This window comes from Sphaerochaeta globosa str. Buddy (genome assembly GCF_000190435.1).
GTDB classification, from domain to species: Bacteria; Spirochaetota; Spirochaetia; order Sphaerochaetales; family Sphaerochaetaceae; genus Sphaerochaeta; species Sphaerochaeta globosa.
The window spans coordinates 1,230,988-1,256,966 of the sequence record NC_015152.1 but is presented as its reverse complement, the minus strand read 5'-3'; the positions used below and the strand labels follow the sequence as shown (position 1 = coordinate 1,256,966).

At 49.7% G+C, this 25,979-nt stretch carries 21 protein-coding genes and 3 rRNA genes; 5 read left to right on the top strand and 19 right to left on the bottom strand.

Annotated features, from left to right (window positions below; genetic code table 11):
• Window positions 1-664: 664 nt before the first annotated feature.
• Both SPIBUDDY_RS05925 and SPIBUDDY_RS15635 read right to left on the bottom strand, forming a co-directional pair.
• Window positions 665-1,993 carry a GH1 family beta-glucosidase gene (locus SPIBUDDY_RS05925; protein WP_013606846.1) on the bottom strand — a complete coding sequence of 443 codons (1,329 nt, stop codon included), beginning with the start codon at window positions 1,991-1,993 and terminating at the stop codon, window positions 665-667.
• A gap of 181 nt (window positions 1,994-2,174) precedes the next feature.
• Window positions 2,175-2,795: an HAD family hydrolase gene (locus SPIBUDDY_RS15635; RefSeq protein WP_172634187.1), complete on the bottom strand. Its 621-nt coding sequence runs from the start codon at window positions 2,793-2,795 to the stop codon at window positions 2,175-2,177.
• A gap of 91 nt (window positions 2,796-2,886) precedes the next feature.
• Here SPIBUDDY_RS15635 and asnA point away from each other — a divergent pair, with 91 nt between their 5' ends.
• On the top strand, window positions 2,887-3,921 hold the full coding sequence (gene asnA, locus SPIBUDDY_RS05915) for an aspartate--ammonia ligase (RefSeq protein WP_013606844.1): 1,035 nt from the start codon (window positions 2,887-2,889) through the stop codon (window positions 3,919-3,921).
• A gap of 8 nt (window positions 3,922-3,929) precedes the next feature.
• On the top strand, window positions 3,930-4,682 hold the full coding sequence (locus SPIBUDDY_RS05910; protein ID WP_013606843.1) for an exodeoxyribonuclease III: 753 nt from the start codon (window positions 3,930-3,932) through the stop codon (window positions 4,680-4,682).
• A gap of 41 nt (window positions 4,683-4,723) precedes the next feature.
• On the opposite strand, the gene typA is transcribed toward SPIBUDDY_RS05910, so the two are convergent.
• The 12 genes from typA to SPIBUDDY_RS05850 form a co-directional block, all read right to left on the bottom strand.
• Window positions 4,724-6,565 (bottom strand): translational GTPase TypA, encoded by a 1,842-nt coding sequence (gene typA / locus SPIBUDDY_RS05905; protein WP_013606842.1) that lies wholly within the window; start codon window positions 6,563-6,565, stop codon window positions 4,724-4,726.
• A gap of 18 nt (window positions 6,566-6,583) precedes the next feature.
• Entirely contained in the window at window positions 6,584-7,780 is a 1,197-nt protein-coding gene (locus SPIBUDDY_RS05900; protein WP_013606841.1) for an MFS transporter, read from the bottom strand.
• 217 nt (window positions 7,781-7,997) lie between these two features.
• Entirely contained in the window at window positions 7,998-8,933 is a 936-nt protein-coding gene (locus SPIBUDDY_RS05895) for a DMT family transporter (RefSeq protein ID WP_013606840.1), read from the bottom strand.
• 22 nt (window positions 8,934-8,955) lie between these two features.
• Window positions 8,956-9,366 (bottom strand): arsenate reductase ArsC, encoded by a 411-nt coding sequence (locus tag SPIBUDDY_RS05890; protein ID WP_013606839.1) that lies wholly within the window; start codon window positions 9,364-9,366, stop codon window positions 8,956-8,958.
• Window positions 9,366-9,662 carry a thioredoxin family protein gene (locus SPIBUDDY_RS05885; RefSeq protein WP_013606838.1) on the bottom strand — a complete coding sequence of 99 codons (297 nt, stop codon included), beginning with the start codon at window positions 9,660-9,662 and terminating at the stop codon, window positions 9,366-9,368. The genes SPIBUDDY_RS05890 and SPIBUDDY_RS05885 overlap by 1 nt, the downstream gene beginning before the upstream one ends.
• A gap of 15 nt (window positions 9,663-9,677) precedes the next feature.
• Entirely contained in the window at window positions 9,678-10,682 is a 1,005-nt protein-coding gene (locus SPIBUDDY_RS05880) for a permease (protein ID WP_013606837.1), read from the bottom strand.
• Window positions 10,673-10,975, bottom strand: a complete 303-nt coding sequence (locus SPIBUDDY_RS05875; RefSeq protein WP_013606836.1) for an ArsR/SmtB family transcription factor — start codon at window positions 10,973-10,975, stop codon at window positions 10,673-10,675. The genes SPIBUDDY_RS05880 and SPIBUDDY_RS05875 overlap by 10 nt, the downstream gene beginning before the upstream one ends.
• Before the next feature lie 54 nt (window positions 10,976-11,029).
• Window positions 11,030-12,565, bottom strand: coding sequence for an ATP-binding cassette domain-containing protein (locus SPIBUDDY_RS05870; RefSeq protein ID WP_013606835.1), 1,536 nt, complete (start codon window positions 12,563-12,565; stop codon window positions 11,030-11,032).
• 179 nt (window positions 12,566-12,744) lie between these two features.
• Window positions 12,745-13,470: a sulfite exporter TauE/SafE family protein gene (locus SPIBUDDY_RS05865; protein ID WP_013606834.1), complete on the bottom strand. Its 726-nt coding sequence runs from the start codon at window positions 13,468-13,470 to the stop codon at window positions 12,745-12,747.
• 99 nt (window positions 13,471-13,569) lie between these two features.
• A 5S ribosomal RNA gene (rrf, locus tag SPIBUDDY_RS05860) occupies window positions 13,570-13,682 on the bottom strand.
• A gap of 72 nt (window positions 13,683-13,754) precedes the next feature.
• Window positions 13,755-16,689, bottom strand: a 23S ribosomal RNA gene (locus SPIBUDDY_RS05855).
• A 235-nt stretch (window positions 16,690-16,924) separates the two neighbouring features.
• A 16S ribosomal RNA gene (locus SPIBUDDY_RS05850) occupies window positions 16,925-18,471 on the bottom strand.
• Together the 16S, 23S and 5S rRNA genes form the textbook arrangement of a ribosomal RNA operon.
• A gap of 499 nt (window positions 18,472-18,970) precedes the next feature.
• On the opposite strand from SPIBUDDY_RS05850, the gene SPIBUDDY_RS05845 reads away from it, so the two are divergent.
• Window positions 18,971-19,573 (top strand): GNAT family N-acetyltransferase, encoded by a 603-nt coding sequence (locus SPIBUDDY_RS05845; RefSeq protein WP_013606833.1) that lies wholly within the window; start codon window positions 18,971-18,973, stop codon window positions 19,571-19,573.
• Here the strand turns inward: SPIBUDDY_RS05845 and SPIBUDDY_RS05840 are convergent.
• On the bottom strand, window positions 19,570-21,249 hold the full coding sequence (locus SPIBUDDY_RS05840) for an MBL fold metallo-hydrolase RNA specificity domain-containing protein (RefSeq protein ID WP_013606832.1): 1,680 nt from the start codon (window positions 21,247-21,249) through the stop codon (window positions 19,570-19,572). The two genes, SPIBUDDY_RS05845 and SPIBUDDY_RS05840, sit on opposite strands and share 4 nt — an antisense overlap.
• A 120-nt stretch (window positions 21,250-21,369) precedes the next feature.
• On the opposite strand from SPIBUDDY_RS05840, the gene SPIBUDDY_RS05835 reads away from it, so the two are divergent.
• Window positions 21,370-22,050: a lactate utilization protein gene (locus tag SPIBUDDY_RS05835; RefSeq protein ID WP_013606831.1), complete on the top strand. Its 681-nt coding sequence runs from the start codon at window positions 21,370-21,372 to the stop codon at window positions 22,048-22,050.
• An 11-nt stretch (window positions 22,051-22,061) separates the two neighbouring features.
• Window positions 22,062-23,261, top strand: a complete 1,200-nt coding sequence (locus SPIBUDDY_RS05830; RefSeq protein ID WP_013606830.1) for an iron-containing alcohol dehydrogenase — start codon at window positions 22,062-22,064, stop codon at window positions 23,259-23,261.
• Here SPIBUDDY_RS05830 and SPIBUDDY_RS05825 read toward each other — a convergent pair.
• The 4 genes from SPIBUDDY_RS05825 to SPIBUDDY_RS05810 form a co-directional block, all read right to left on the bottom strand.
• Window positions 23,231-24,217, bottom strand: coding sequence for a hypothetical protein (locus SPIBUDDY_RS05825; protein WP_013606829.1), 987 nt, complete (start codon window positions 24,215-24,217; stop codon window positions 23,231-23,233). The two genes, SPIBUDDY_RS05830 and SPIBUDDY_RS05825, sit on opposite strands and share 31 nt — an antisense overlap.
• Window positions 24,218-24,344: 127 nt before the next feature.
• Window positions 24,345-24,797: a PTS sugar transporter subunit IIA gene (locus tag SPIBUDDY_RS05820; protein ID WP_013606828.1), complete on the bottom strand. Its 453-nt coding sequence runs from the start codon at window positions 24,795-24,797 to the stop codon at window positions 24,345-24,347.
• A gap of 10 nt (window positions 24,798-24,807) precedes the next feature.
• Window positions 24,808-25,290 (bottom strand): universal stress protein, encoded by a 483-nt coding sequence (locus SPIBUDDY_RS05815; RefSeq protein WP_013606827.1) that lies wholly within the window; start codon window positions 25,288-25,290, stop codon window positions 24,808-24,810.
• A complete protein-coding gene (locus tag SPIBUDDY_RS05810; protein WP_013606826.1) occupies window positions 25,274-25,972 on the bottom strand; it encodes a V-type ATP synthase subunit D in 699 nt (232 codons plus the stop codon). Before SPIBUDDY_RS05810 ends, SPIBUDDY_RS05815 begins: the two co-directional genes overlap by 17 nt.
• Window positions 25,973-25,979 lie beyond the last annotated feature (7 nt).

Here is a 25,979-nt window from a genome sequence, read left to right as displayed (position 1 = left end):
TACACTAGAAATACTATTGGTTAAGCCATATTAGCATACGTTCCAACCGATTGTATTACAAAAGAATCCTTATAAGAATTTTCATGGAATCCAATTCTAGGAAGCAGGAAATATTTTGGTCCTCATATCTTTTGTATTCCAGAGCATAGGTGAGAGAGATTCCTTGGCTTGATCAAGACTCAGTGACTTCAAAGAATCACCAAGCCAGGAGACAACGAAAGCAGCTCGTTACGAATTACTCTACGTGCAATTTCTGGGCAATTTCAAACACATTAGTACTATATATTACTTTCACCAGTAATACTACGTAAAATACTATTGTATAAGTATTGTTTTAATTTTCATCTATTATTTTTCTATACGTTTTCTATATATTTATGATATGTTTTTAAAATTACTATTAACATTTCTCATACTATGCAATTGGTACGTAATACATATAGTACCTAGTGTTTAGACATAGTTATAGTATCTATCTGACTTAATTACATATTATATTTAAACTGTTTTTAATTATTTCCATATCGTTATAAATGTATATAACATCTATATCAATATTTTAGTTTATATTTTTCATATTCTTAAAATATAAAAATAAACCTATAACACATTCATATATTATAGGTTTATATAGTTATTTATATTACTTTACTATATTTTCTATCTAGTATTCACAGTATCCTGATATAATATCACGCATCATGTAGGCACTATCTTTGGGGAATCTTTCTTGACTTTCATAATCCACATAGATAATACCAAATCTTCTACTATATCCCCATGCCCATTCAAAATTATCCATGAACGACCAAACAAAGTATCCTTTGAGATTCACACCCTCATCGATTGCTTGCTTGCATGCAGCAAGATGCTCATTGATGTAATCACAGCGGAAATGGTCATGAACCCTGCCCTCAACAAGCTCATCATCACTGGCACAACCGTTCTCTGTGATGTACAGAGCAAGTCCGTTTGTAACCGTATCGAAATATTTGAGAATCCTGAGAAGCCCATAGGGTACAATCGGCCAATCCTGGTTGGTAGTTCGTTGCCATGAGGGGACTTCCCTATGAAGGAACAGATCCGACTCATCAAGAACTACCGCCCTTTCCATATAATAATTGATGCCGATGAAATCAATGGGTTGGGCGATGATTTGCATATCACCACTTTGGATTGGAAAACTGATATGCATGTCCTGTGTCACTTCCACGGGATATCCCTTTCCTACCAATGGTAACAGAAATACATCGGTGAAAATGGCTCTTGCATAGCGTGCGGCTCGCACATCCTCGGCCTTCCTGGATGCAGGTCTAGGAAGACTGGGATTGAGGGTGGTACCAATCTGAGCCTTCAGACCGCTCTTTCTATATTCCAGTATGGCTAAGCCATGTGCCAGGTTCAGATAATGGACAGCATTGTAGGCTTGTTGCGGATTTTTGATACCAGGAGCATGTATGCCTTGCAAATATCCAAGGTATGCGGTGCAGAACGGTTCATTGAGCGTGATCCACTGGTCCACGTAGGGACCAAGAGCTTCAAAGCAGACCTTCGCATACTCAGCAAATGCATATGCGGTGGAACGAACAGCCCAGCCTCCTTCATCCTGCAACACTTGCGGCAGGTCCCAATGGTAGAGTGTCGCCACTACTTTGATTCCCTTGCTGTGTAATTCCTGGCTGAGGTTGATGTAATATTCCAAACCCTTCTGGTTTACCGTACCACGTCCTTCAGGAAGGATGCGAGGCCATGCAATGGAGAAGCGATACGCCTGAAAATTCAGGTCGCTCATCAGTTGTACATCTTCCTTGTATCGATGATACTGATCGGCGGCTATGCTGCCATCATCTCCATTCATAATGGTTCCGTCTTGGCTGCAGAAGGTATCCCAAATGGAAGGTTTTCTTCCATCCTCTTCAATTGCCCCTTCCACCTGATAGCTGGCTGTAGCACAACCCCACAAGAAATCCTTATCAAACACAATGTTCTGCATGGCTTTTTCCTTCACAGTCCTTATTTTATCTCTGCAACAAATACACTAGGCATGCTACCATGGGTGAATCCACTAGACAAGCTTACGTAATTTGTAGAACAAAGTTCTACCAGTGTACCAACCAAACAAATACAATGGTTTCTGCATATTTTCATGTAATTACGACTTAAATTTTATATTACTATTGAATCATTTCCATATCTAAAAGAGCCCATCGTAAATCTGAAATATCTTCATAATGATATGCCCGGATACCAAGGCTGGAGGCCACTTCGCAGTTCTTTGCATTATCATCTATGAAAATCACCTGCTCGCCCTGGACATTCTCACATTGCAGTATATGGGTAAAGAACTCAGGTTCGGGCTTTGCCTTTCCGATCTCGCATGAAGCATAGACGGTATCGAAAACTGCATAGTGCTGCATAGTCTTATGGTGCTCATAATGAGCCGCCTCCGTATTGGTAGCACAGACCACCCGATACCCATTCTGTTTCAGCTCAGAAAGAAGTTGAAGCATTGCCTGATCAAGTTCCGGTTGGAAGTACTTAGCCCATAGCGAACCTTTGTAAGGGGGAACAACAATACCGGTTTTCTGGGTGAATCGTTCCCACATCTGTTCTTCAGTGATGCAATTCTTGCTATGTTCCTGCAGCAAGTCGGGAAGCGTAGGATCGAGCTCTGAAAAACTGTCATACTCTTGTAGGCCAAAATCCCTAAGCAGGAGTTTTTCCATACCGGTGTCGGTGTGAAGTGCAAGCACCCCACCCATATCAACCATAATCAGTGCAAAATTGGTATTCATAGAGAGCGATGATAGCATAGCAAACAGCTTCATTCCAGTGCTTTTCCTCTTTAATAAAATACAGTATGCTTCGTCAAATAAGGAGTCTTGTATGCCGAGGTTTTTCCCAGAAGGATACGTCCCTGCCATGGAGCAGAAGCAGACAGAGAAAGCGATTAAGTACGTCAAGGATACGTTTGAGCGTGAGCTCAGCGGAGGCTTGAAGCTCAGCAGGGTTACCAGCCCGTTATTTGTCCCCCGCGGATCGGGTATCAATGACGATTTGAACGGAGTAGAGAGACCTGTACGCTTTCAGATCGGAAACCTTGAGAATCGAGAGATGGAGATAGTGCAGTCACTGGCCAAGTGGAAACGAATGGCCCTTGCAGATCTTGGTTTCAAACATGGAACAGGACTCTATACCGACATGAACGCCATCCGACCGGATGATGACCTGGATGCCATCCATTCAATCTACGTAGACCAGTGGGACTGGGAGTTGGTTATGGCAAAACATGACCGAAACCTTGAATTCCTGAAGCAAGTCGTACGTAAGATTTATTCAGCAATGAAGCGGACCGAATTTTTGGTCAGCGAGATGTTTTCCTCCTGTCCCCCGACTCTTCCCGACCAGATCACCTTCATCCATACCGAGGATGCTCAGAAGCAGTATCCAAACCTTACTCCCCAACAGAGGGAGAAAGTTCTGGCACAGCAGTACGGGGCAATATTCCTTATCGGCATCGGCCTCCCCCTTGCTGATGGGATCAGCCAAGGCGGCAGAGCTCCCGACTATGACGATTGGTCGACAAAAACTGATGACCAGCATACCGGCCTGAACGGCGATATCATCGTATGGGATGCCGTTCGTCAGGATTCCATGGAACTCTCATCGATGGGAATCCGCGTTGATCGGGAAACCTTGCTCAGACAGCTACAGATACGCAATGCCCAAGATCGTGCCAATCTCTACTGGCATAAGCGTCTGCTTGCGGGAGAGCTTCCCCAGACAGTAGGTGGTGGTATCGGTCAGAGCCGGTTATGCATGTATTTACTGAAAAAAGCCCACATAGGAGAAGTCCAAGCGTCTGTTTGGCCTGAGGATGTTCTCTCGGAAGCGAAAACCCTGCAGGTTTTCCTGATGTAGGAGGAAGTATGAAACTCGTCAGTTGGAATGTAAACGGCCTTCGGGCAATACAGAAAAAGGGCTTCGATGAGTATTTGAAGCAGAGTAATGCCGACATTTTCTGTTTGCAAGAGACCAAACTGCAAGAGGACCAAATATCCTTGGTAACTGAGGGGTATCATACATATTGGAGTTTCGCCGAGAAAAAGGGATATAGCGGCACAGCTCTTTTCTCAAAGCAGGAGCCTGTGTCGGTACAACGCGGTATCGGTCATCCCTTGGACAACGAAGGCAGGACCGTTACTGCAGAATTTGAGCAGTTTTATGTTGTGTGCTGCTACACGCCGAACAGTCAGGAGGCTCTGGCCCGTCTGGACACCCGTATGGATTGGGATGAGGCGTTCAGAAGTTATGTATGCTCGCTCGCTTCAATGAAGCCCGTCATCATATGCGGGGACCTCAATGTAGCCCATCAGAGCATAGACTTGAGACACCCCAAAGCCAACGAACGAAATGCAGGGTACTCCATTGAAGAGAGGAATCAATTCACCAGTCTGCTGGATGCAGGATTCATAGATACCTTCCGCTACCTGTATCCGAATCGCGAGGGAATCTATTCCTGGTGGTCATACCGTTTCAAGGCAAGGGAGAATAATGCAGGGTGGCGTATCGACTACTGGCTGGTCAGTGAAGAGCTCAGGCAGAGTATCCTGGATAGCACCATCGATACGGAAACACAGGGAAGCGATCATGCTCCGGTGATTCTCTATCTTAATGCCTGATACTGCATAAAGGGAGCCTTTCGGCTCCCTTTAGTATAGTCTTACTTGTTCAACAAATACTGAGGAATTTCGCCTCGATTCTCGAATACTTTTCGCTGTTGCCCATCAAGGATTTTCTTGCACATCCGAATAGATAGAGGCGTAACCTCTACCAATTCATCATCCTTGATGAACTGGATCGCCTGTTCCAACGTAGGTTTGGCTACCGGCGTCAACGTCACTGCTTCGTCTTTTCCGCTCGCACGCATGTTAGTCAATTTCTTGGTGCGGGTCGGGTTAAGCAGCAAATCCCCATCGCGGTTGCGCTCACCGACTACCTGGCCTTCATAGATTGGATCACCGGGAACGATGAACCATCTACCACGGTCCTCGAGCTGCCACAACCCATAGGCTACAGCGTTGCCGCTTCGATCGCTGATCAATGAGCCGCTGAGACGGTCAGGGAAATCACCCTTATAGAGCTCATAGCCCTTCATGTACGTGTTCATGATTCCATTGCCTCTGGTGTCGGTCATGAACTCGTCATGATAGCCGATCAAGCCACGTGCAGGAATCTCAAACTTCATTTTCACCCTTCCATTTCCTGTATAGGTGATATCCCTCATCTGGGCCTTTCGTTTGGAAAGCTTATCCATGACAGTACCACTGTTTTCTTCCGGACAATCGACATACAAGAATTCTATCGGTTCGGTCTTTTTCCCATTCTCATCGGTTCTGAAAATTGTCCGGGGTCTTCCGACACAGAGTTCAAACCCTTCCCGCCGCATTTGCTCAACGATAATTGAGAGCTGGAACTCACCGCGTCCCTTCACACTGAAGGTGTCATCGGCATTTCTCTCCACCCGGATTGAAACGTTACGCAGACTTTCTTTCTGCAGACGTTCCCAGATTTTTGCAGATGTTACCTGGTTCCCGTCCTTACCTGAAAGAGGACTGATGTTCTTGGAGAACTGCATCGAAACGGTGGGTTCATCGATGTGAATCCGATCCAAAGCCTTGGGATAGTCGGCTGTACAGATGGTATCACCGATATGAACATCCTCAACACCGCTGAGCACGATAATATCCCCACTCTGTACCAGGGTGGTCTCCGAGAAGGTAGGACCACTATACGTTTGCAATTTCGTGACCCTCAGAGGTTTATGTACGTCATTTTCCTGAACACAGACTAAGCTGTCATAGATTGATGCACTACCATTGACTACCTTGCCGACAGCAAGACGTCCCAGATAATCGCTGTAGGAAAGATCACTGACCAGCATCTGGAACGGCTGTTCATCATCAAACACAGGAGCTGGGATATAGGAAAGAATGCAGTCCATCAAGGGGTGCAGGTTTTCACCCATGGTATCCGGAGAGAGACCGCAACGACCGCTCTTTCCGATGGCATAGAAAATGGGGACCTCGAGCATGCTGGAATCATTGGCAAGTTCCAGCAGCAGTTCATAGACTTCCTGGAGGACTTCCTCTCCACGGGCATCCTGACGGTCCACTTTGTTGATGATGATAATCGGCTTCAGATTGAGTCTGAGCGCTTTCTCAAGCACAAATCGTGTTTGGGGAAGGGGGCCTTCTGCCGCATCGACAAGCAATACTACTCCGTCGACCATCGAAAGTCCCCGTTCCACTTCACCACCGAAATCGGCGTGTCCGGGAGTATCGATGATATTGATCTTCACGCCTTTCCATGAAATGGCGCAGTTTTTGGCGCTGATGGTAATACCGCGCTCCCGCTCGATGGCGCCGCTGTCCATAATTCGGTCCTGGCCGCTATCCTTGACCAAGCCGCTCTGTCTGAACAGCCCGTCAACCAAGGTGGTCTTACCATGGTCGACGTGTGCGATAATGGCGATGTTCCGAATCTTTGTATTCTGAGTAATCATGAAATTCCTTACCTAGGCCTAGGCCTCCTCTCTTTCTGTATTGTGTTTTCTTGCGAGAACATATTTGACCAGGATAAGAGAGAACATACATAGGATGCTCAAGCTGATAGTAGCCAGTCCCCCGGCTATACCTACGGCTTGTGCAACCGAGCCGACAATAATCGGCATGGTGATTGCCCCTACAGTAGCAGTGGCAATACAGGTTCCTGTTGCGATGGTGGAAGCATTAAACTTCCTATCCATAGTTGAAAGCGTAGTTGGATACGTTCCACTCATAGCAAGCCCGAACCCGAACAGACTTATATAAATCAGTACAACGTTCTGTACGCTGATCATCATGACAAAAAAGACAATTTGCAGGAATCCCAAAACCACCAAAAGGAGATTTTTATTTATTTTTACGGAGAGAGAAGCACACGCAAGTCGTCCGATAAGGATAAAAATCCATAAAGCCGAGCTGGTGGTCTGTGCTAGAGCCGGACTGAGACGGCCTGTATCGGTAAAATACGTAACCAGCCATCCGATGACCGAAGCTTCCCCGCAGAGATAAAAGAACAGAATGAACGTATTGAGCCAAAAGCGGCCGCTCTTCATGAAATCAGTCCCACCATCTTTGTTCTTTGCTTTCGGCTTTCCAGAAAGTGTAGACCTACTGATAAAGAAAAGGACAAGCACCTCAAACATCACCAATATCCAAGCGCTGATCCTCCAATACACCCCAAAGACTGAGGTGGAGAGAATTGCAAGGAAGGGAGCAAGGAAAGCTCCTACGGCGAAGGAAGCATGCAGCAGATTCAAGCTTGCTGTCTTGTTCTCAGCTATTTCGCTCATCACAACGTTGGTAATATTGCTCATGGTTCCCCGGCCGATGCCGGTGAAAGCAAAAGCGATAAGCAGCAACACGGGATTGGAGGTCAGCGTCATCAACAAAAAACCAATCACAATGCCTAAGGACAGGGTCAGAGTGCTTCTCTTTCGGCCGATTATATAGGGCAGATACCCAGCGATGAGCAAAGCGCAGAAGTTGCCGATCTGATGGGCAGAAATGACTGCGCCGCTAAGCACATAACTCATGTTGTATTCGGTTTTCATGAAGGGAAGCAGGGCTCCGATGAGGGTACTCATCATCCCGCTGGTGAAAAAGGCAAAATAGACAGTATACATCAAGGGCACATCATCCCGTTTGACCTTGAGCAGGGATGCCAACGAGTTCATTATTCTCTCCTGGAGCATTCAATACGATAGGTAGTAGCGAGAGCTACCCCTATGTAATACCGTTATTTGGCATAAATGTCCACTACTGTCAGAACTTAAGCAAAGAAGAATTAGTGATAACCAAAAAGTTGCACTGGATGGTGCTGCAAGACAAAAATTTTTCTCCTTCAAGCCTGCAGGAAATACTCAAAAACATGCTAGTTCCGAGCCATTCCGATCACAGGGTTTCGGTGTTCGATTTCCCCTGATACTCTTGCTTTGCTTGGCCCGGACAAGGCAATGCTGATAACACTAAGGAACCAACAATGAGCAGGCCGCCAAGCAATGTAGAAATGGTTAATGATTCCCCCAAGAAAAGTATTGCACACAGTACGGTGACTAAAGGCTCGAGTGTCGACACCAAGGAAGCTTTTGCCGCCCCTATCCTCCCCAATCCTGCGAAAAAAGACCAAAAGGCCACTACCGTAGAGAAAAATGCAATTGCGAGAATTGCCATCGCACCGGAACCAGTCTTCGGCAGTGAGACACCTTTGAAAAGAGCTATGACGCAATAGGAAAGCGATGCTGAGAGGATGATGAAGGCACTACTGGCCATTGCCGTCCTTTTCCCCACCACCTGGGAACTGATGATAATGTACACTGAATACACAACGGCAGCAGTCAGTGCAAGCGCTAATCCCACGCTATCACCTTCGCCTGACAAGCCAATGACCAGGACGCATCCGCTGGTCGCACACAACAGGGCGATCAAGCTGGTTTTGGAAAGTTTTTCATGGATGAAGAAAAAGCCCAGCAAGGTCACCAAGGCGGGATAGGCATACAACAACAGGGCAACCAGTGAAGCTGAAGCATGGTTGAGGGCATTGAAATAACAGAATGAGGTTCCGGTATACCCTACTACTCCTAGCAAAAACAGAACCGGCCATGATTGCCTGGGTGGCAGTAAAGCATGGTTTCTCCATGCGATGAAAGAGAGAAGAAAGCCTCCAATGAGAAACCTGCCAAGCAGCAGCGTTGTGGTATCTACACCCGAAGCATAGGCGATGCGGGCAAAAATCGGCATTATGCCAAAACAACAGGCGGAAAGGGCTACCAGCGCGTATCCCTCAATTTTTTGAATATCCAGCTTCATAATGCTTGCATGCTGGTACACACCAGCATCCCCTGTCAAGCGATTAAGCGCCCAAACCCTGACGAATCCGCTCTGCCAAGTCCTCAAGCTTTGCTTCAATACTGCTGATTGTTTGCCTGAACGTTGCATCATCCTTGCCGCTGGGGTCGTCCAAACCCCAATCTTCCCTGCTTTTACACGGAAGATAAGGACAATTGACATTGCAACCCATGGTAACAACGATATCGATCGGAGGAAGTTCTTCCAGAAGCTTTGACTTCTGTGTTGATTCCATATCAATATCATACAATTCTTTCATAATTCTTACAGCATCTTGGTTTATTGCCGGCTTGGTCTCAGTCCCAGCTGAATACGCATTGAACAGGTGGCTGTACGTTGCTTTTGCCAATGCTTCGGCAATTTGGCTGCGACAAGAATTATGAACACATATGAAAGCAACATTCATTTTTTTCATTACAGCGCTCTTGCTTCCTTGATGAGTGAGACAATCTGATCAACCTCAGCCACCCTGCCTGATACCAGTACCTTCCCATCCACCACCAAAGCCGGTGTTGTCATCACACCATAGGTGGCAATCTTGGCAAAATCAGTGACATGCTCGACTTCCGTTTCCTGGCCGAGCAGGGAAAAAGCCTTCTTGGTATTCGCTTCCAAAGCATTGCAAGCTGCACATCCTGAGCCGAGAATCTTGATGGCTGAGGATTGCTCAGCACTTGTTTTCTGTTTTTTACCTAATCCAAAGAGTGCCATAATTTCTCCTTAATCCTATGCTAGGAATGGTCCTATGAAATTGAACAAATACCCGATGAGTATAATGCCTACCGTAACAATCACAAAGAACTGGGCAAGCAACCGTGGTTTCACTGCTTTGCGTAAGAGGATGAGAGATGGCAGGGAGAGTGCAGTCACCCCCATCATAAATGCCAGAATGGTACCCAGTCCCACACCCTTCGCCCATAAGGCTTCTGCAATCGGAAGCGTACCAAAAATATCGGCATACATCGGCACCCCCACAATCGTGGCAAGGATGACCGAGAAGGGATTGGATGAGCCGAGAACGGAAAGGATGAGAGACGTGGGAATCCAATTGTGGATGACCGCTCCAATACCCACTCCAACGATGACGTACCAGAATACCTTATGCACCGTCGATTTGACCTGACTGGATGCATACTCCAGCCGCTCCTTCCTTGTCATAGTCGATTCGGCTGTTTCCTGGACATTGATCGTCCTGATAAAGCCTTCAATATCCTCCTCACGACCAAAACGGTTGATCAGACTGCCTCCTACAACGGCGAGCACCAGACCAACAATGACATACACGATTGCAGTCTGAAAGCCGAAGATGCTGGAAAGTAGAAGCAGCGATCCGAGATCGACCAATGGCGAAGAAATCAGAAATGAGAAGGTTACCCCCAACGGCAAGCCGGCGGCGGTAAAGCCAATGAACAGGGGTATGGATGAACACGAGCAAAACGGGGTAACCGTTCCAAGCAAGGCTGAAAGGGTGTAAGCTTTCCAGCCCGAAAACCTGCCTAGAATGCGTTTGGTGCGTTCAGGTGGGAAATAGCTTTGGATGTAACTGATAAGAAAGATTAAAAACGAGAGGAGAATCAGTATTTTGGTAACATCGTAGATGAAAAACTGTACACTCAGCGTCACTTTGCTATCAGCGACCATACCCAAGGCGGCTAGCAGTTTGCCAACTGCATCGTTGAGCCAACGCATACCCAATACCTGATACTGGAGAAAATCAAAAATTACAGACATGCATACCCCTTTTTTTGATCTGAGGCAACAGAGATGGAAGCAACAAAGGTTTTGAATGCCTGTAGCAGCTCCTCGTTGATCGAATAGTGAATCCACTTTCCTTCCCTTCGGCCTTTCACCAAATCAGCATCCGATAGAATGCGCATATGATGGCTCAGCGTGGGCTGGGTGACAGAAAAGAGCTGAAGCAACTCGCATACGCAAGCCTCCCCTTCTGTAAGATGTTGGATAATGGCGAGCCTATTCGGGTCGGCCAAGGCTTTCAGTATCGTTACTTGTTCTTGAGCATCCATGCTTCCCTCTCATATCGATGTTTGTCTATATATTAAAAAAATGGGCCTTATCTGTCAATGCATCACAAGAAGAGAATCAATGTTTCCTTCCTTATAGGACAGATCCCACCAAGTGGTACATAGTGCATCAAGAAAAGGTTGGTCATGACTCACCAAAAGCAAGGCACCCGTAAAGGATTTGAGTTCCTGCTCCAAGCAAAGACGGGAAGGAAGGTCCAGGTGATTGGTGGGCTCATCGAGCACCAGCAAGGAAAGCTCTTGCTCCAGAGCTTGTGCAATAAGGAGCTTTCTGAGCTCGCCCGGACTTGGCAGGGCGGAACCCAAAAATAATTGCCCATTGCTGCCCAATCGCACCAAGGTCGAGACTATGCTTCCTTTTGCCTGTGCATCGAGCTGTTGGAAAGCACGATAGGAAGCCAGGCTTTCCTGTCCATCCAACTCCTGTTCAAGGTACCAATATCGTATGCTCTTTCGGGAGAATGCTGGAAGAAGATGTCTGATCAGGGTACTTTTTCCAATCCCATTCGGTCCCCTGATGCCCACCCTCTGGTTGTTCCCTAGTGTCAGGTGAGGCAAAAAGAGTCTTCGACCAGGAGCGATGGAAAGAATGGCAGGCTTTGCATCGAGCAAGATTTTCCCGCCATGAGGAAAGCTTTGGAGGGTAATGCCCCCAACAGATTTGGTAAGGTCCAATGCCCGTTGCTCGGAGAGTGAGTTAAACAGCGAACTCTTTGCAGCAAGGTTGCCAGACATGCGTGAATCCAACTGACGTGACAGCTTGCCGGCTACCTTGTCACCACCGCTTACCCGAAAACCATCGATACGTGCTTTCGCATCATGATCTTTGACATCAAGATGCCGCTTGGTATTGCGCACATCTTGTACACGGGCAAGATCCTTGCGACGTTGTTTTTCTTTTTCGATTCGCTTGAGCTCCTTGCCTTGCTCCTGATACACAGTTTCCATCGCTATGCGTTGTTTTTTGATCTCCTGTATAGCCTGGGATGGAGAACAGGAAAGCTTTTGCACGTAGGGAGCCAGCACCTGTATCGTATTGCTACAAAGCGCGTCCAAGACCTCACGGTCATGGCTAACCAACAACCCTATTCCCCGATAGGAACGAAGCGAATTGAGGATCTGATGCATTGCATCAGAATCGAGATGGTTGGTAGGTTCGTCGATGCATAAGAGATCACTCTCCTCATAGAGCGCCCAAGCGATTTGTGCACGTTTACGCTCTCCATGACTTAAGCTCCCCCATCGATCCAGGAAATCGCGCTCGATACCTAGTTGTCCGTGAAGCTTGCATGCCAAGGCATCATAGGAAGTAGCAAAATTACCATAGGAAAAGGGAAGCTCGTCGGTACGCTGTGGTACATAGATACACGAAGCCGAATGGAGGATAGTACCCGACAGTGGCTCAAGCATACTACAAGCAAGCTTGAGCAGGGTGCTTTTACCGCCTCCATTGGCTCCGATGACAGCAGTCCAGCCGGGTCCTATTGAAAGTGACAAAGCAGAGAACAAGTCAATGCTTTGATCTGGATAATGAAAAGTAACTTGTTGGAATTCCAAGGTTTGGATACTCATACTGCCTCCGTTCTGAGGCGTCACACGCAATGGTAATGAAATACAGAGAACACGCGGTGACGCAGACAATCGATGATGATTCGTTTTGTTGCGCTCTTAGGTGTTCTTCAGTTCTTCATTCGCTTGGTAAGCTCCTTGGATGTTGGTATTGTATAAAAGATTGTTTTGTATGGCAAGTATTACAATAGCTGCTGCAAAGCAATCCATAAGCCGCTCAAACCGACAAATAGATACACAATACGCTTAAGTAGATGATTGGAGACTCTGTTGAACAGCTTCAGCCCGGTAAAGGTGCCAAGACCTATGGCAGCCCATCCGACAAGGATCAAAGGAATATGGGTTACAAGAAGTGAGCCATAGAGGCTTCGTACCAAGATGCTATGCACATTACAGAAGAAAAAATACGCCTGGATGGTGGCAAGATAGGCTTTCTTGTCAGATATGGCAGCAAAAAGATAGAGTGCCACCGGGGGTCCTCCGATGCCAAAAAACCCATTGCCCAAGCCTGCCACCAAACCCATGAGCAACCCATTCCTTGGAGTTGCCGTGATATGGATTCTTTCACTGAAATAGGCAAAGTAGAGTGCAAGCAAAACCAAAAAGAATCCAAGCACTATGGTTAGGTGAGAAGCGTCGATGCTCAGGCTGAAAAGAATTACCACTTGAGCAACGATAAGTGAGGAACAAAGTAACGGAATTAGGATTCGCCATTGTATATGTTTTCGGTAGCTGATGGATATGAAGGCTGTGCTTGCTATTGCAATCACTTGATTAAGCGTTACTGCAGTTGAAAATGGAAAGAGTGAGGGAAAGAAAATCATGGCAAGTATGGGAAAACCGAACCCAATGTTTGCTTGGAGAAACGAACCTACCAATACAATCAAAGCAACACTCAGCAATAACACTTTCTGCCTCCCGAAGCAGTGTAACACAGACTGAACAACCTGGAGGCAAATAAAAACACCCTCCTAAGGAAGGAGGGTTGTTGAAGGGGAAAAAAAGAGGCCCGGCGGCTACCTACTCTCCCACGGCTAACCGTAGTACCATCGGCGTGAGGGTGCTTAACTTCCGTGTTCGGGATGGGAACGGGTGTGTCCACCCTGCTGTGGCCACCGGGCCGGCCAACGCCTGGGAGCGCGAGATAACTCGCACGACCGGCCTTGGCAGCCCACGGGACTGGAATAATGATATGGTCAAGCCTCTCGGATGATTAGTACCGGTGGGCTGAACGCGTTGCCGCGCTTGCACCCCCGGCCTATCGAACAGGTAGTCTCCCTGTTTCCTTGCGCCCGCTTGTGCGGGTGGGATGTCTCATCTTGGGGAGGGCTTCCCGCTTAGATGCTTTCAGCGGTTATCCCTTCCGAACGTAGCTACCCGGCAGCTGCCGTTGGCACGACAACCGGTACACCAGAGGTTCGTCCACTTCGGTCCTCTCGTACTAAAAGCAGAACCCCTCAAACATCCAACGCCCATGGCAGATAGGGACCGAACTGTCTCACGACGTTCTGAACCCAGCTCGCGTACCGCTTTAATTGGCGAACAGCCAAACCCTTGGGACCTGCTCCAGCCCCAGGATGCGATGAGCCGACATCGAGGTGCCAAACCTTGCCGTCGATATGAACTCTTGGGCAAGATCAGCCTGTTATCCCCGGAGTACCTTTTATCCGTTAAGTGACGGCGCTTCCACTCGCAACCGCCAGATCACTAAGACCTACTTTCGTACCTGCTCGGCTTGTTTGCCTCGCAGTCAAGCCACCTTGTGCCTTTACACTTGCCGGATGATTCCCAACCATCCTAAGGTGACCTTCGCGCGCCTCCGTTACTCTTTTGGAGGCGACCGCCCCAGTCAAACTTCCCGCCTGGCACTGTCCCGCTGCCGGATGACGGCAGCGGTTAGAAAATTGGACAGGCAAGGGTGGTATTTCACCGACGGCTCCGCGCAGGCTGACGCCCACGCCTCGCGGCCTCCCACCTATCCTACACATCCCTGCCCAAGTCTCCATGCCAAGTTGAAGTAAAGGTTCACGGGGTCTTTCCGTCTAACCACGGGTACCAGGCATCTTCACCTGGACTTCAATTTCACCGGATTTCGCGTTGAGACAGCGCCCATATCGTTACACCATTCGTGCGGGTCGGAACTTACCCGACAAGGAATTTCGCTACCTTAGGACCGTTATAGTTACGGCCGCCGTTTACTGGGGCTTGGATTCGCTGCTTCGATCGCTCTGACAACTCCTCTTGACCTTCCAGCACCGGGCAGGTGTCAGTCCATATACTTCCCGTTGCCGGTTCGCATGGACCTGTGTTTTTGGTAAACAGTCGCATGGGCCGTTTCTCTGCAACCCCCTTGCGGGGGCCATACTTATCCCGAAGTTACGTATGCATTTTGCCGAGTTCCTTAACGCGAATTCTTCCGTGCGCCTGTGCATTCTCAGCTCGCCCACCTGTGTCGGTTTGTAGTACGGTCCCCCAGGGCCGTTCCTTAGGGATTATTTCTCGGCACGACGACTACGCGCACTTCGCTGCACCGTGATGCAGCTCGCTCGCGGCTCGCCTCGGCCCCCGGATTTGCCTGGGGGCCTCGTCGGCTCGCCGTTTCGGCCGGGACTACCGTCGCCCGGCTGCGTTTCGCCCTATGCGTCATCCCATCGGAACCCTGGGAGGTGCGGGAATGTTGACCCGCTTCCCATCGGCTACGGCTCTCGCCCTCGCCTTAGGGGCCGACTGACCCTTGGGTAGATTGACTTTACCCTGGAAACCTTAGGCTTTCGGCGGACGGGGATCTCACCCGTCTTTTCGTTACTCATGCCTGCATTCTCTCTTCCGTCCCGTCCACGGGCGCTCCCGCCCCCGCTTCTTCCGTACACGGAATGCTCTCCTACCGACAGCATTGCTGCTGTCCCGCGGCTTCGGTGCCGTGCTTAGCCCCGTTACATTATCGGCGCATGACTACTCGACCAGTGAGCTGTTACGCACTCTTTGAAGGGGTGGCTGCTTCTGAGCCAACCTCCTGGCTGTCTGTGCAATCATACTTCCTTTCCCACTCAGCACGACTTTGGGACCTTAGCCGGCGGTCCGGGCTGTTTCCCTCTTGACGACGGCCCTTATCAGTCGCCGTCTGACTGCCGCACATTGTATCGCGGTATTCGGAGTTTGGTTAAGCTCGGTACCCAGTGACGGGCCCTCACCTATCCAGTGCTCTACCTCCGCGACAGTCCATGCGACGCTAGCCCTAAAGCTATTTCGGAGAGTACCAGCTATCTCCAAGTTTGTTTAGTCTTTCGCTCCGAGCCACAGCTCATCCCAACCCTTTTCAGCGGATTTAGGTTCGGCCCTCCACAGGATTTCACTCCTGCTTCAGCCTGGCCATGGCTAGATCACTTGGCTTCGGGTCTACCGCACGCGACTGAACGCCCTGTTCAGACTCGGTTTCCCTGCGGCTCCGGGACTCCCATCCCTTAACCTTGCCGCATACGGTAACTCGCAGGCTCATTCTACAAAAGGCACGCCATCACCCTCTCGGGCTCTGACCGCTTGCAGGTCCACGGTTTCAGGTTCTCTTTCACTCCCCTCCCGGGGTCCTTTTCACCTTTCCCTCACGGTACTATGCGCTATCGGTAGCTGCCGAGTATTTAGCCTTGGAGGGTGGTCCCCCCAGTTTCCGGCAGGATTTCTCGTGTCCCGCCGTACTCAGGTAACGCGGCCATGCAGCTGCAAGCGTTTCGCGTACGGGGCTTTCACCCGCTCTGGCCGGCCTTCCCAGGACCGTTCCGCTACACTTGCAGTTTCTGACTGCACGGGGCAAGCCCCCGCCGCATCCCTACAACCCCGCGCACCCGAAGGCACGCGGTTTGGGCTCCTCCCCGTTCGCTCGCCGCTACTGGGGGAATCTCAATTGATTTCTACTCCCGCTGGTACTTAGATGGTTCACTCCCCAGCGTATCTCCCATGCAGGCTATTTTATTCGCGTGCATGTGCATGTCATCCAGACATACGGGTTACCCCATTCGGAAATCCGCGGATCATCGGGTATTGGCCCCTTCCCGCGGCTTATCGCAGCTTATCGCGTCCTTCTTCGCCTGGCAGCTCCTAGGCATCCTCCGTGGACCCTTATTCACTTGACCATATCATTCTTCCAATCCCTGCGCTTGTACTGTAAAAAATCCTACAAACCTGTAAGGGAATCGAACCCTTCTCTGTACCTAAATTACATAAGGTTTTTATTGTTTAGGGAAGAATAAAGAGATTGGAACAGCTTCGTACCACGTTAATGGGCACTTTGTTGCAGGACTTGCACCTGCTGGTCGACGACCGTTGACGGCTGCGGCTGTGAGAGCCGCCGCCAGCCTTTCTTCTCAGAAAGGAGGTGATCCAGCCGCACCTTCCGGTACGGCTACCTTGTTACGACTTCACCCCCCTCACCGGACGTACCTTCGGAACCGCCCCCCCTTGCGGGTTGGGCTGGCGACTTCGGGTACCCCCGACTCGGATGGTGTGACGGGCGGTGTGTACAAGGCCCGGGAACGTATTCACCGCGCCATGCTGATGCGCGATTACTAGCGATTCCAACTTCATGGAGTCGGGTTGCAGACTCCAATCCGTACTGGGACCGGCTTTAAGCGATTCGCTCCGCCTCGCGGCCTCGCTGCGCTCTGTACCGGCCATTGTAGCACGTGTGTAGCCCAGGACATAAGGGCCATGATGACTTGACGTCGTCCCCACCTTCCTCCGGTTTGTCACCGGCAGTTCCGCCTGAGTCCCCACCTTCACGTGGTGGCAACAGACAGCAGGGGTTGCGCTCGTTGCGGGACTTAACCCAACACTTCACAGCACGAGCTGACGACAGCCATGCAGCACCTGTACGCCGGCCGCAAGCGGCACGCACCTTTCGGTGCGCTTCCAGCGTATGTCAAGCCCTGGTAAGGTTCCTCGCGTACCATCGAATTAAACCACATGCTCCACCGCTTGTGCGGGCCCCCGTCAATTCCTTTGAGTTTCACCCTTGCGAGCATACTCCCCAGGCGGTGCACTTAATGCGTTAGCTACGGTACCGGGGGTCGACCCCCCGCCACCTGGTGCACATCGTTTACTGTGCGGACTACCAGGGTAGTCTAAACCTAGTTTGTCTCCCCGCCACCTTCGCGTCTCAGCGTCAGTACATGGCCAGATGCCTGCCTTCGCCATTGGTGTTCTTCCAGATATCTACAGATTTCACCCCTACACCTGGAATTCCGGCATCCCCTCCTGTACTCAAGCCCTGCAGTTTCCAGCGCGTCCCCCCGGTTGGGCCGGGGTATTTCACGCCGGACTTGCAGGACCGCCTGCACGCCCTTTACGCCCAATGATTCCGAACAACGCTCGCCCCCTACGTGTTACCGCGGCTGCTGGCACGTAGTTAGCCGGGGCTTATTCCGGGATTCACGTCATCCCGCGGCCATTCCCTGCCACGGTTGTTCCCCCTCCCGAAAAAGAACTTTACAACCTCACGGCCTTTCTCGTTTCACGCGGCGTCGCTCCGTCAGGCTTTCGCCCATTGCGGAAGATTCTTAGCTGCTGCCTCCCGTAGGAGTCTGGACCGTGTCTCAGTTCCAATGTGGCCGTTCACCCTCTCAGGCCGGCTACCCATCGACGCCACGGTGGGCCGTTACCCCGCCGTCTAGCTAATGGGACGCAGACTCATCCCCCGGCGGCGCCGTAGCGCCTTTCCCGGATCCCGCCCTCGCGGGTCCCGTCTCATCCGGTATTAATCCAGGTTTCCCTGGGCTATCCCGGACCGGGGGGCAGATTGTCCACGTGTTACTCACCCGTCCGCCGCTCTAGGGGCCCGAAGGCCCTTGCCGCTCGACTTGCATGCTTAAAACGCGCCGCCAGCGTTCGTTCTGAGCCAGGATCAAACTCTCCGTCATAGGAATCCCGCCCCCGAAGGGGCGGGCTCTATTTCTTCAATAGTTCGCCCTGTCATTCCTCGCAAACGAACGTAGCTTTTATACTACCGTTCATCATTTCTTTCTTAGGTAATTGACTGGGAAGCCCATCTTGGTGGTCTTCCACTATTCCAATCTCTTTATTCTTCCCTACGCTTAGTTTGTCAATAAACTGATTATCAAAGCCTTGAAGGCCTTTCAAATCTCCCTCTTTTTTCAAAGCGGGCGTTCTTTAAGAGTACTCGATTCTTTCGCATTCCGTCAAGTGCCTTGCGGTACCCGCCGTATTTGAGTGATTTAGTTCTCGTTACCGAACGAGATGGGATACTACACCCTAACTCACATTTTGTCCAGCACTTTTTTGCGAAATTTATCAAACGTTTACTAATGTTTTTCTGCACAATAAAATAAATACTTAAAAAGAGTATTGAGAAAATACAGATTCAGCGATATTGTGTAAAAAAGAGAGGAAGCATGAACTATGCAGAATATCCGACAAGCCCTACCACAGGACCTACCCTATATGTATTCCATTGCCCTGCAAACCGCCTTTGCCGGGTTGGACGGCACCCCGTATTTTTACGATCAATGGTGTGTCGGACATTACTATGCAGCGCCCTATTTCTTTTATGAACCAGATGTATGCTTTATTGCACTTGACGAAAACAGCAGAGTCTCCGGCTATATCGTTGGTACCAGCGATACCAGGGCTTTCAACACATGGATGCAGCAACGTTGGCTCCCTGTCCTTCAAGACCACTATAGTCAGATAAAGGACTTTAAGAGTGAAGCCGAACAATCGGTAATCAAAACGTTACTCAAAGGGCCCGGCGAAGGGTTGTGGCAGAACCTCGGTTATCCAGCACACTTGCATATTGATATTTTGGAGCATCTGCAAGGGAAGGGAATAGGAAAAAGTCTTATGCTCACCTTCTTTGAAGCAGTAAAGAAAAAGGGTGCTTCTGGTGTCCACTTGGGAGTGGACGGCAGAAACACCCGTGCCTATGGATTCTACGAGAGAATGGGCTTTGAGATACTCGAACAGCAGAACTGGGGTTCCTTGTTTGGAAGGAAACTCACTTAATCCGCATCGGCAGCCCATTTCATTTTCAGATACTCCAAGTCGCTGGCAAGACGATGAATGGCATTGGTCAGGCGAACAGCACGCTTTTCGTCCATATGAAGCTCACTCCCTGAAGTTTGCATGCGCTGGACAACCGACAGCATTGAAGCTTCCTGCTTCTTCAATTCCTCCAAGGCCTCACGCAGTTCCCTAATGTATGGTACAACCTTGTCATCGACCTCCAGGCCGACCGGCAGCAAAGCCTCGTCCAACAAGTCAAAACGCTCCAGGGCCACCGGGGCATATGCCTGAATGTTCAGTGTCCGTGTTACAAAGGAAGCAAACCACGGAGCCACTTCTTTGTCTCCATGGACGATGAAGGCCCTTCTCGGTTCTTTCTTGAAGGAAGTCAGCCATTTGATCAACCCCTCTTGGTCGGCGTGCCCGCTTATGCCGTGCAATTCGCACACCTCGCAACGCACATCTATCTGCTCACCAAAAATGGTTACATGTCGTGCCCCGTCAAGAATCGACCGTCCCAGCGTACCTCCTGCCTGATATCCGCTGAAAAGTACGGTGCACTCACTTCTATAGAGATTATGTTTGAGGTGGTGCTTGATTCGTCCCGCTTCACACATACCGCTGGAGCTGATGATGACACAACTCTCCTTTCGTTTATTCAAGGCAATGGAATCGGCAACGTCGGTGATGGTCACCAGGGAGGGAAACAGGATCGGATTGATTCCCTTGTTCACCAACTCCATAGTCTCATCATCCATATACCCGAACAAATTACCGGCAAATACATGGGTTGCCTTCACGGATAGCGGACTGTCTACAAACACGGGAATATCTCGTACTGTGGGACAGAGTTTTTTTTCGATTACCACCCTGAGCAGATAAAGAATCTCTTGGGTCCTCCCTACTGCGAAGGAAGGGATAATAACATTTCCTCCGCGCTTGAACGTCCGTTCAATGATTTCTGCCAACTCCTGGGCACGGATATGGGTGGGAACACTGCTGCCTACAGCATTCTCAGGCTTCTTGTGAACCCTGTTCCCATAGGTTGACTCCATAATTACAAAGTCTGCTTCATCGATATAGTCGGGATCCTTGATCAGCGGTTGGTCAAAATTGCCGATATCACCGGAAAAAACCAATTTGCGTCGCTCTTTGCCTTCCTTCAACCAGAATTCAATGGAGGAGGACCCAAGCAAGTGGCCGGCATCATTGAACCTTACCTTGAGGCCTTCATCGATTTCGCAAATCTCTTCATAAACGCAACTTTCAAAAAATTGCATTGCGTTCTGGGCATCTTGTACTGTATAGAGCGGCTCCACTCCTTTTTTGCCTGCCCTGATAGCCTTGCGGCTCTTCCACTCCGCTTCCATCTCCTGAATATGACCGCTGTCAGCCAACATGATATCGCAAAGCTGCGCCGTCGCCGACGTGGCGAAAATCTTACCTTTGAACCCTTCCTTGACCAACAGAGGAATCCTTCCCGTATGATCGATATGTGCATGTGTGAGAAAAACATAATCGATGGCATCGGCTCTGAAGGGCAAATCCATACCCACCTCGCGTTCGTCGTTTCCCTGTGGAAGGCCGCAATCGACTAAAAGGTACTTGCCATTCACCTCGACCAGGGTACAACTACCGGTCACCTGCTGTGCTGCTCCAAAGAAAGTTATATGCATGTGTTGACTCCTAATCCAAAGATACGATTGATAGGCGTTTGATGCAACTTATATTGCAAATCCGTGTGACCTTGCTTAGACCGAAGGTATTGGGTATTCTTAGCAAAAGGGAGACTGGCAATGGACGCAAACAAGAAAGCAATAAAACTGCTGCAGGTTGAACGGACGATAAAATCACTGGCAAAGAACAATATTGAAGCCCAATTCGTTGTGTCGGTATCAGAAGTTGTCCCTACGCTGTCAACCTTGATGAAAGAGGGCGAGAGCGTAGCTGTAGGCGGTTCGGTGACCCTCGATGAAACTGGGGTGCTCAGCCATCTGAGAAACGGTTCGTATGTTTTTTACGACCGCTATAAGAAAGGAATCACCAAAGCGGAGCTTGATGAGGTGTTTTTGAAAAGTTTCTCCGTCGATACCTATCTCAGCAGCGCCAATGCACTTACCGAACACGGTGAAATCTATTGCGTCGACGGTAGGTCCAACCGGGTTTCGGCAATGCTTTACGGCCCGAAGCAAGTGATTTTGGTCGTCTCCTGGGATAAAATTGTTCCCGACCTCATCAGTGCCATCCTTCGGGTGAAGCAAATTGCCGCCCCGGCAAACGCAACGCGCCTATCCACCGGTGCCTATTGCACCCAGAACGGAAAGTGCATCAATGCCGGTTGCGATGACAGGCATCTAATGGCGTTGAGTGGCGGAGCCTGCGAACATACCATCTGCTCAAATTACGTTGTCTTTTCCCATCAGCAAATACAGGGAAGAATGAAAGTTCTCATCGTCGGTGAGAGCCTAGGATACTAACGGAGGATTGCATGATCTCAGATTTTACGTACTATACCCCAACCAAAGTCATGTTCGGCAAGAATACCGAATCGGAAGTCGGTTCGCTTATCGCAAAAGAAGGATGCAAAAAAGTCTTGGTCCATTATGGATCGGAAAGCGCCAAGAAATCCGGCTTGCTTGATCGTGTCACCTCTTCGCTTGCGAAAGCGGGAATTCAGTATGTCACCTTGGGTGGCGTAGTTCCCAATCCAAGGCTGAGCAAGGTGCATGAGGGTATTGAGCTGTGCAAAAAGGAAGGAGTGGACTTCCTCTTGGCCGTGGGCGGAGGATCGGTAATCGATTCAGCCAAGGCCATCGGATACGGTCTTTACCACGACGGCGAGGTTTGGGATTTCTATGACCAGAGCCGTCCGATCCAGGGTTGTTATCCCATCGGTGCAGTGCTGACCATTGCCGCTGCCGGCAGTGAGATGAGCAACTCCTCGGTCATCACCAACGAGGACGGGAATCTCAAGCGCGGGGCCAACCACGACTCTTCACGCTGCAGATTTGCCATTATGAATCCTGAGCTGACCTACACCCTGCCCGCCTATCAAACCATGAGCGGAGCTGTTGATATTATGATGCATACCATCGAGCGGTATTTCATCAACGGTCCAAGCATGGACCTGACGGACCAGATGGCTGAAGCTCTCCTGCGTTCAGTCATCCAAGCTGCAATAAAGCTGAAAGTGGACAGTAAGGATTACGATGCAAGAGCCACCCTGATGTGGGCAAGCAGCCTTTCTCACAATGGCCTGATGGGCTGTGGCAACAGCCAAAGAGGAGACTGGGCTCCCCATCAGCTGGAGCATGAGATGGGGGGGATGTTCGACGTAGCGCATGGTGCCGGACTTTCAGCTGTTTGGATTGCTTGGGCCACCTATGTCTATCAGCACAATGCGGCACGCTTTGCACGGTTTGGAGAGAAAGTCTTATTGCTGCAGAGAAGCGGCGATGACACTAAGGATGCCTTAAAAACCATCGATGCAATGCAGAACTTCTTCAGAAGCATCGATATGCCTACCAACTTTGCCGAGCTTGGCATTGAGCCTACTGAAGCCCAAATCGAAGAGATGGCTGAAAAAGCCACCTTCTTCGGAAAACGGACACTCGGGAATGTACTGGTGTTGGGCAAAGAGGAAATCAGGGCCATCTATCAATTGGCCGCATCCATGGACCAGAGATAGAGCAGCAGAAGCTGCTCGAGGGTGCGGCGGGGACCGGGACGGTCAGAGTCCCGTCGCAACCTTGCTAGTGCATTGCGCCTCAAGAAAGACCGATAGAGCCGAATGGCTGGAAGATCATCCTCATTGGATCCTTCCAGCAAGTGGTTCGACCTCAGGCTAAGCAACTGATGCGCTTCTTCCCTGCTTACGGCCATCACCTGTTTTTCCTCCATAATCCCTTGCAGATTTTTCAACTGCTCGAAACTAAGGGAAAACAGAAATTCGTTCAATGCATAGGCCACTTCTTCGTCTCTGCCCCGTGCTTGAAGAAACTCGTGCCACAATCGGGGAAGTCGGAACGAGAGCTGCAGCAATTCCACTGTACCCAGCAGGGTTCCAAGGACCGGTACCAAGGTATGCCTGACATCCCACAGCTGTTGTACCAAGGGCGCGAAGGAAGGGGCCTGGGCATTGCTGCGTTGTTCCCACATCACCACCAAGTCCCTGGTTGCACGGCGGGTCCAGCTCTCATTTCCCAAGCTGTCCGATATAATGGATATGTACAGGTCTTCAGCCATTAAGGAAAACAGAATCCCGTAATAACAGACAAGTATCTCCTCTTTTTGTGAGGCAAGACACTCGTTTTTCTGGCCGACTTTTAGCAGGAATCCATACAGATGCAATTTGGAGACCATATAGGACCGTCCCAAGGAAGCTTTTGCAGGAAGGTTCACCACTTCCTCTATCCCTTGATTGGCAAGCTTTGCAGCGAGGGTTTCCACACTCCGTACCGTATCTGAAAAACCTAGGTCTGTCGTCAGGGACGCAGAGCGACCGACAATTCCTGCAAGCATCCCCAAATCCTTCACTCTTCCTTCCAGAAGGGAGGCAAGGTCCGCATCAAATGCAAAAAGCAGCTCACGGCAATTCGCCAGCAAGCTGAGTTCTTGTTCGGTAAAGGCAATGATATTGCTCACGGAGCAGTAACCTCAATGAATCTGTAATACCAAAACCATAGGATGGAAACAACAAAATGTCCAGAGCAAAACAAAAGCACCACCTCCGGGGAAGCAGTGCCTGTATGAAAAGAATGAAATGATTGCATTATTCCATAAAAAGTCGCACAACCTCTTCACTATCCCTTGCTTGCTCAAGCATTCTCCTGAACACCTGGCTGGTGCAGGTGCGGGCAATGGAAGCGAGCAACTCAACGTGAGCGGATGCTCGCTTGGATGGAGCCAACACCAAAAAGAAAATTCTGCTCTTCTGTCCATCGGGGGAGTCAAAATCAACAGGGAATCGGCTTATGCCTACAACCATGGCAACTTGTTCGACTACATCGGTCTTGGCATGGGGAATGGCAATTCCATTGCCGATACCGGTCGATCCCAAGCTCTCTCGATTGAGAACAGCATCCAGAATCTGTTCGAACTGCTGTGTTGAATACCCCTTGGCTTTTGCTACCACTTCAACAAGCTCATTGATAATCCCACGCTTGTCGGTGTGCATGAGCGGCACTTTGACCAGGTTCTTGTCCAATACATCCAGTACATTCATGCAGAGCTCCTTACGCTTCAAACTCGAGCCAGATATCGTCATCATCCCGCACCACCAATACCGGACAGGGGGATGTGCGCATCATCCTATCAGTCTCACTGGCAAGCTCTTCACGACGGGAACGGATATCGGTAATCCCTCCAAGCACCAGCAAATCAGCTTTCTGTGTTTTCAACAGTTCCTTCATCACAATGTGCACTGCGCCTTCAAGCTTGACCGTTTCAATGTCTACCTCTTTCTGGGAAGCAAGTCGAGCAGCATGCCTAAGGTAGCGGTCGGCATCCTGTTGGAGGTCTTTCTGGTACTCATCGCGTTCAATTGCTACGAATATTCCGGCTTTGACCAACTCACTGAGTGCACGCGTATTGATTACATACACAGCCATCAGCTTCGCATCATGTTCCTTTGCCAGCTTGATCCCATACATGATGGCGGTCATAGAACTTTCCGAGCCATCTAAATACACGACAATCTGCCTAAATGGAACTCCCATGCAAGCCTCCCTTATCTATCGTATCATTATCGGATGAAGAGGTCAAAGCCTGCACCTGCGTCTTAGCCTGTTCCATACGGTCTTTGACAACTTTAAGCAGAATGAAATTCTCCCGCTCCTGTTCCTCGATGCGGCCTCGCATCCAAGTGATGGTTTCCTTATTCTGGGGAATAACAATTTTTTCCAGTGCATTGACCTTGCGGATGGTCTTCTTCACTTCCCTCGCAAGACGCATGATGGAAACCTTCAACTCAGCAAGCCTGCCCATCAACTGCAAGGTTGTACGGTAGCGGTCTATGGAGAGCTCGCTGAGTATGCTGGTATCCTCACTGCTGAAGTAGGGACTCTTGTCCACAAAGGTAGTTTCCACCTTGGGAACCGATACACCCATAACCCGTCTACTTCCAAGGGTGATGGTATAATCGATGTTTACAGCTCCTCCAAGGTTTCCCACTCTCAGCCGCCCCATCTGCATGATGGCATCCGACAAGGAAAGCTGAGCCTCTGAAAGAGCCTTGACAACCCTTTGCTCATAATCGACAGCCTGGTCGACCAAGGTGAGCAGTTCCACCACGAGAATCGACCGCTTTTGGTCGAGCAGCTCGTGACCCAGCTGGGCAAACTTGAGGTCTTCCAATAATTTGAGCAGGTTGCTCCTTGTAGGAGCAAGCGTGGTATTCACCCTTCCT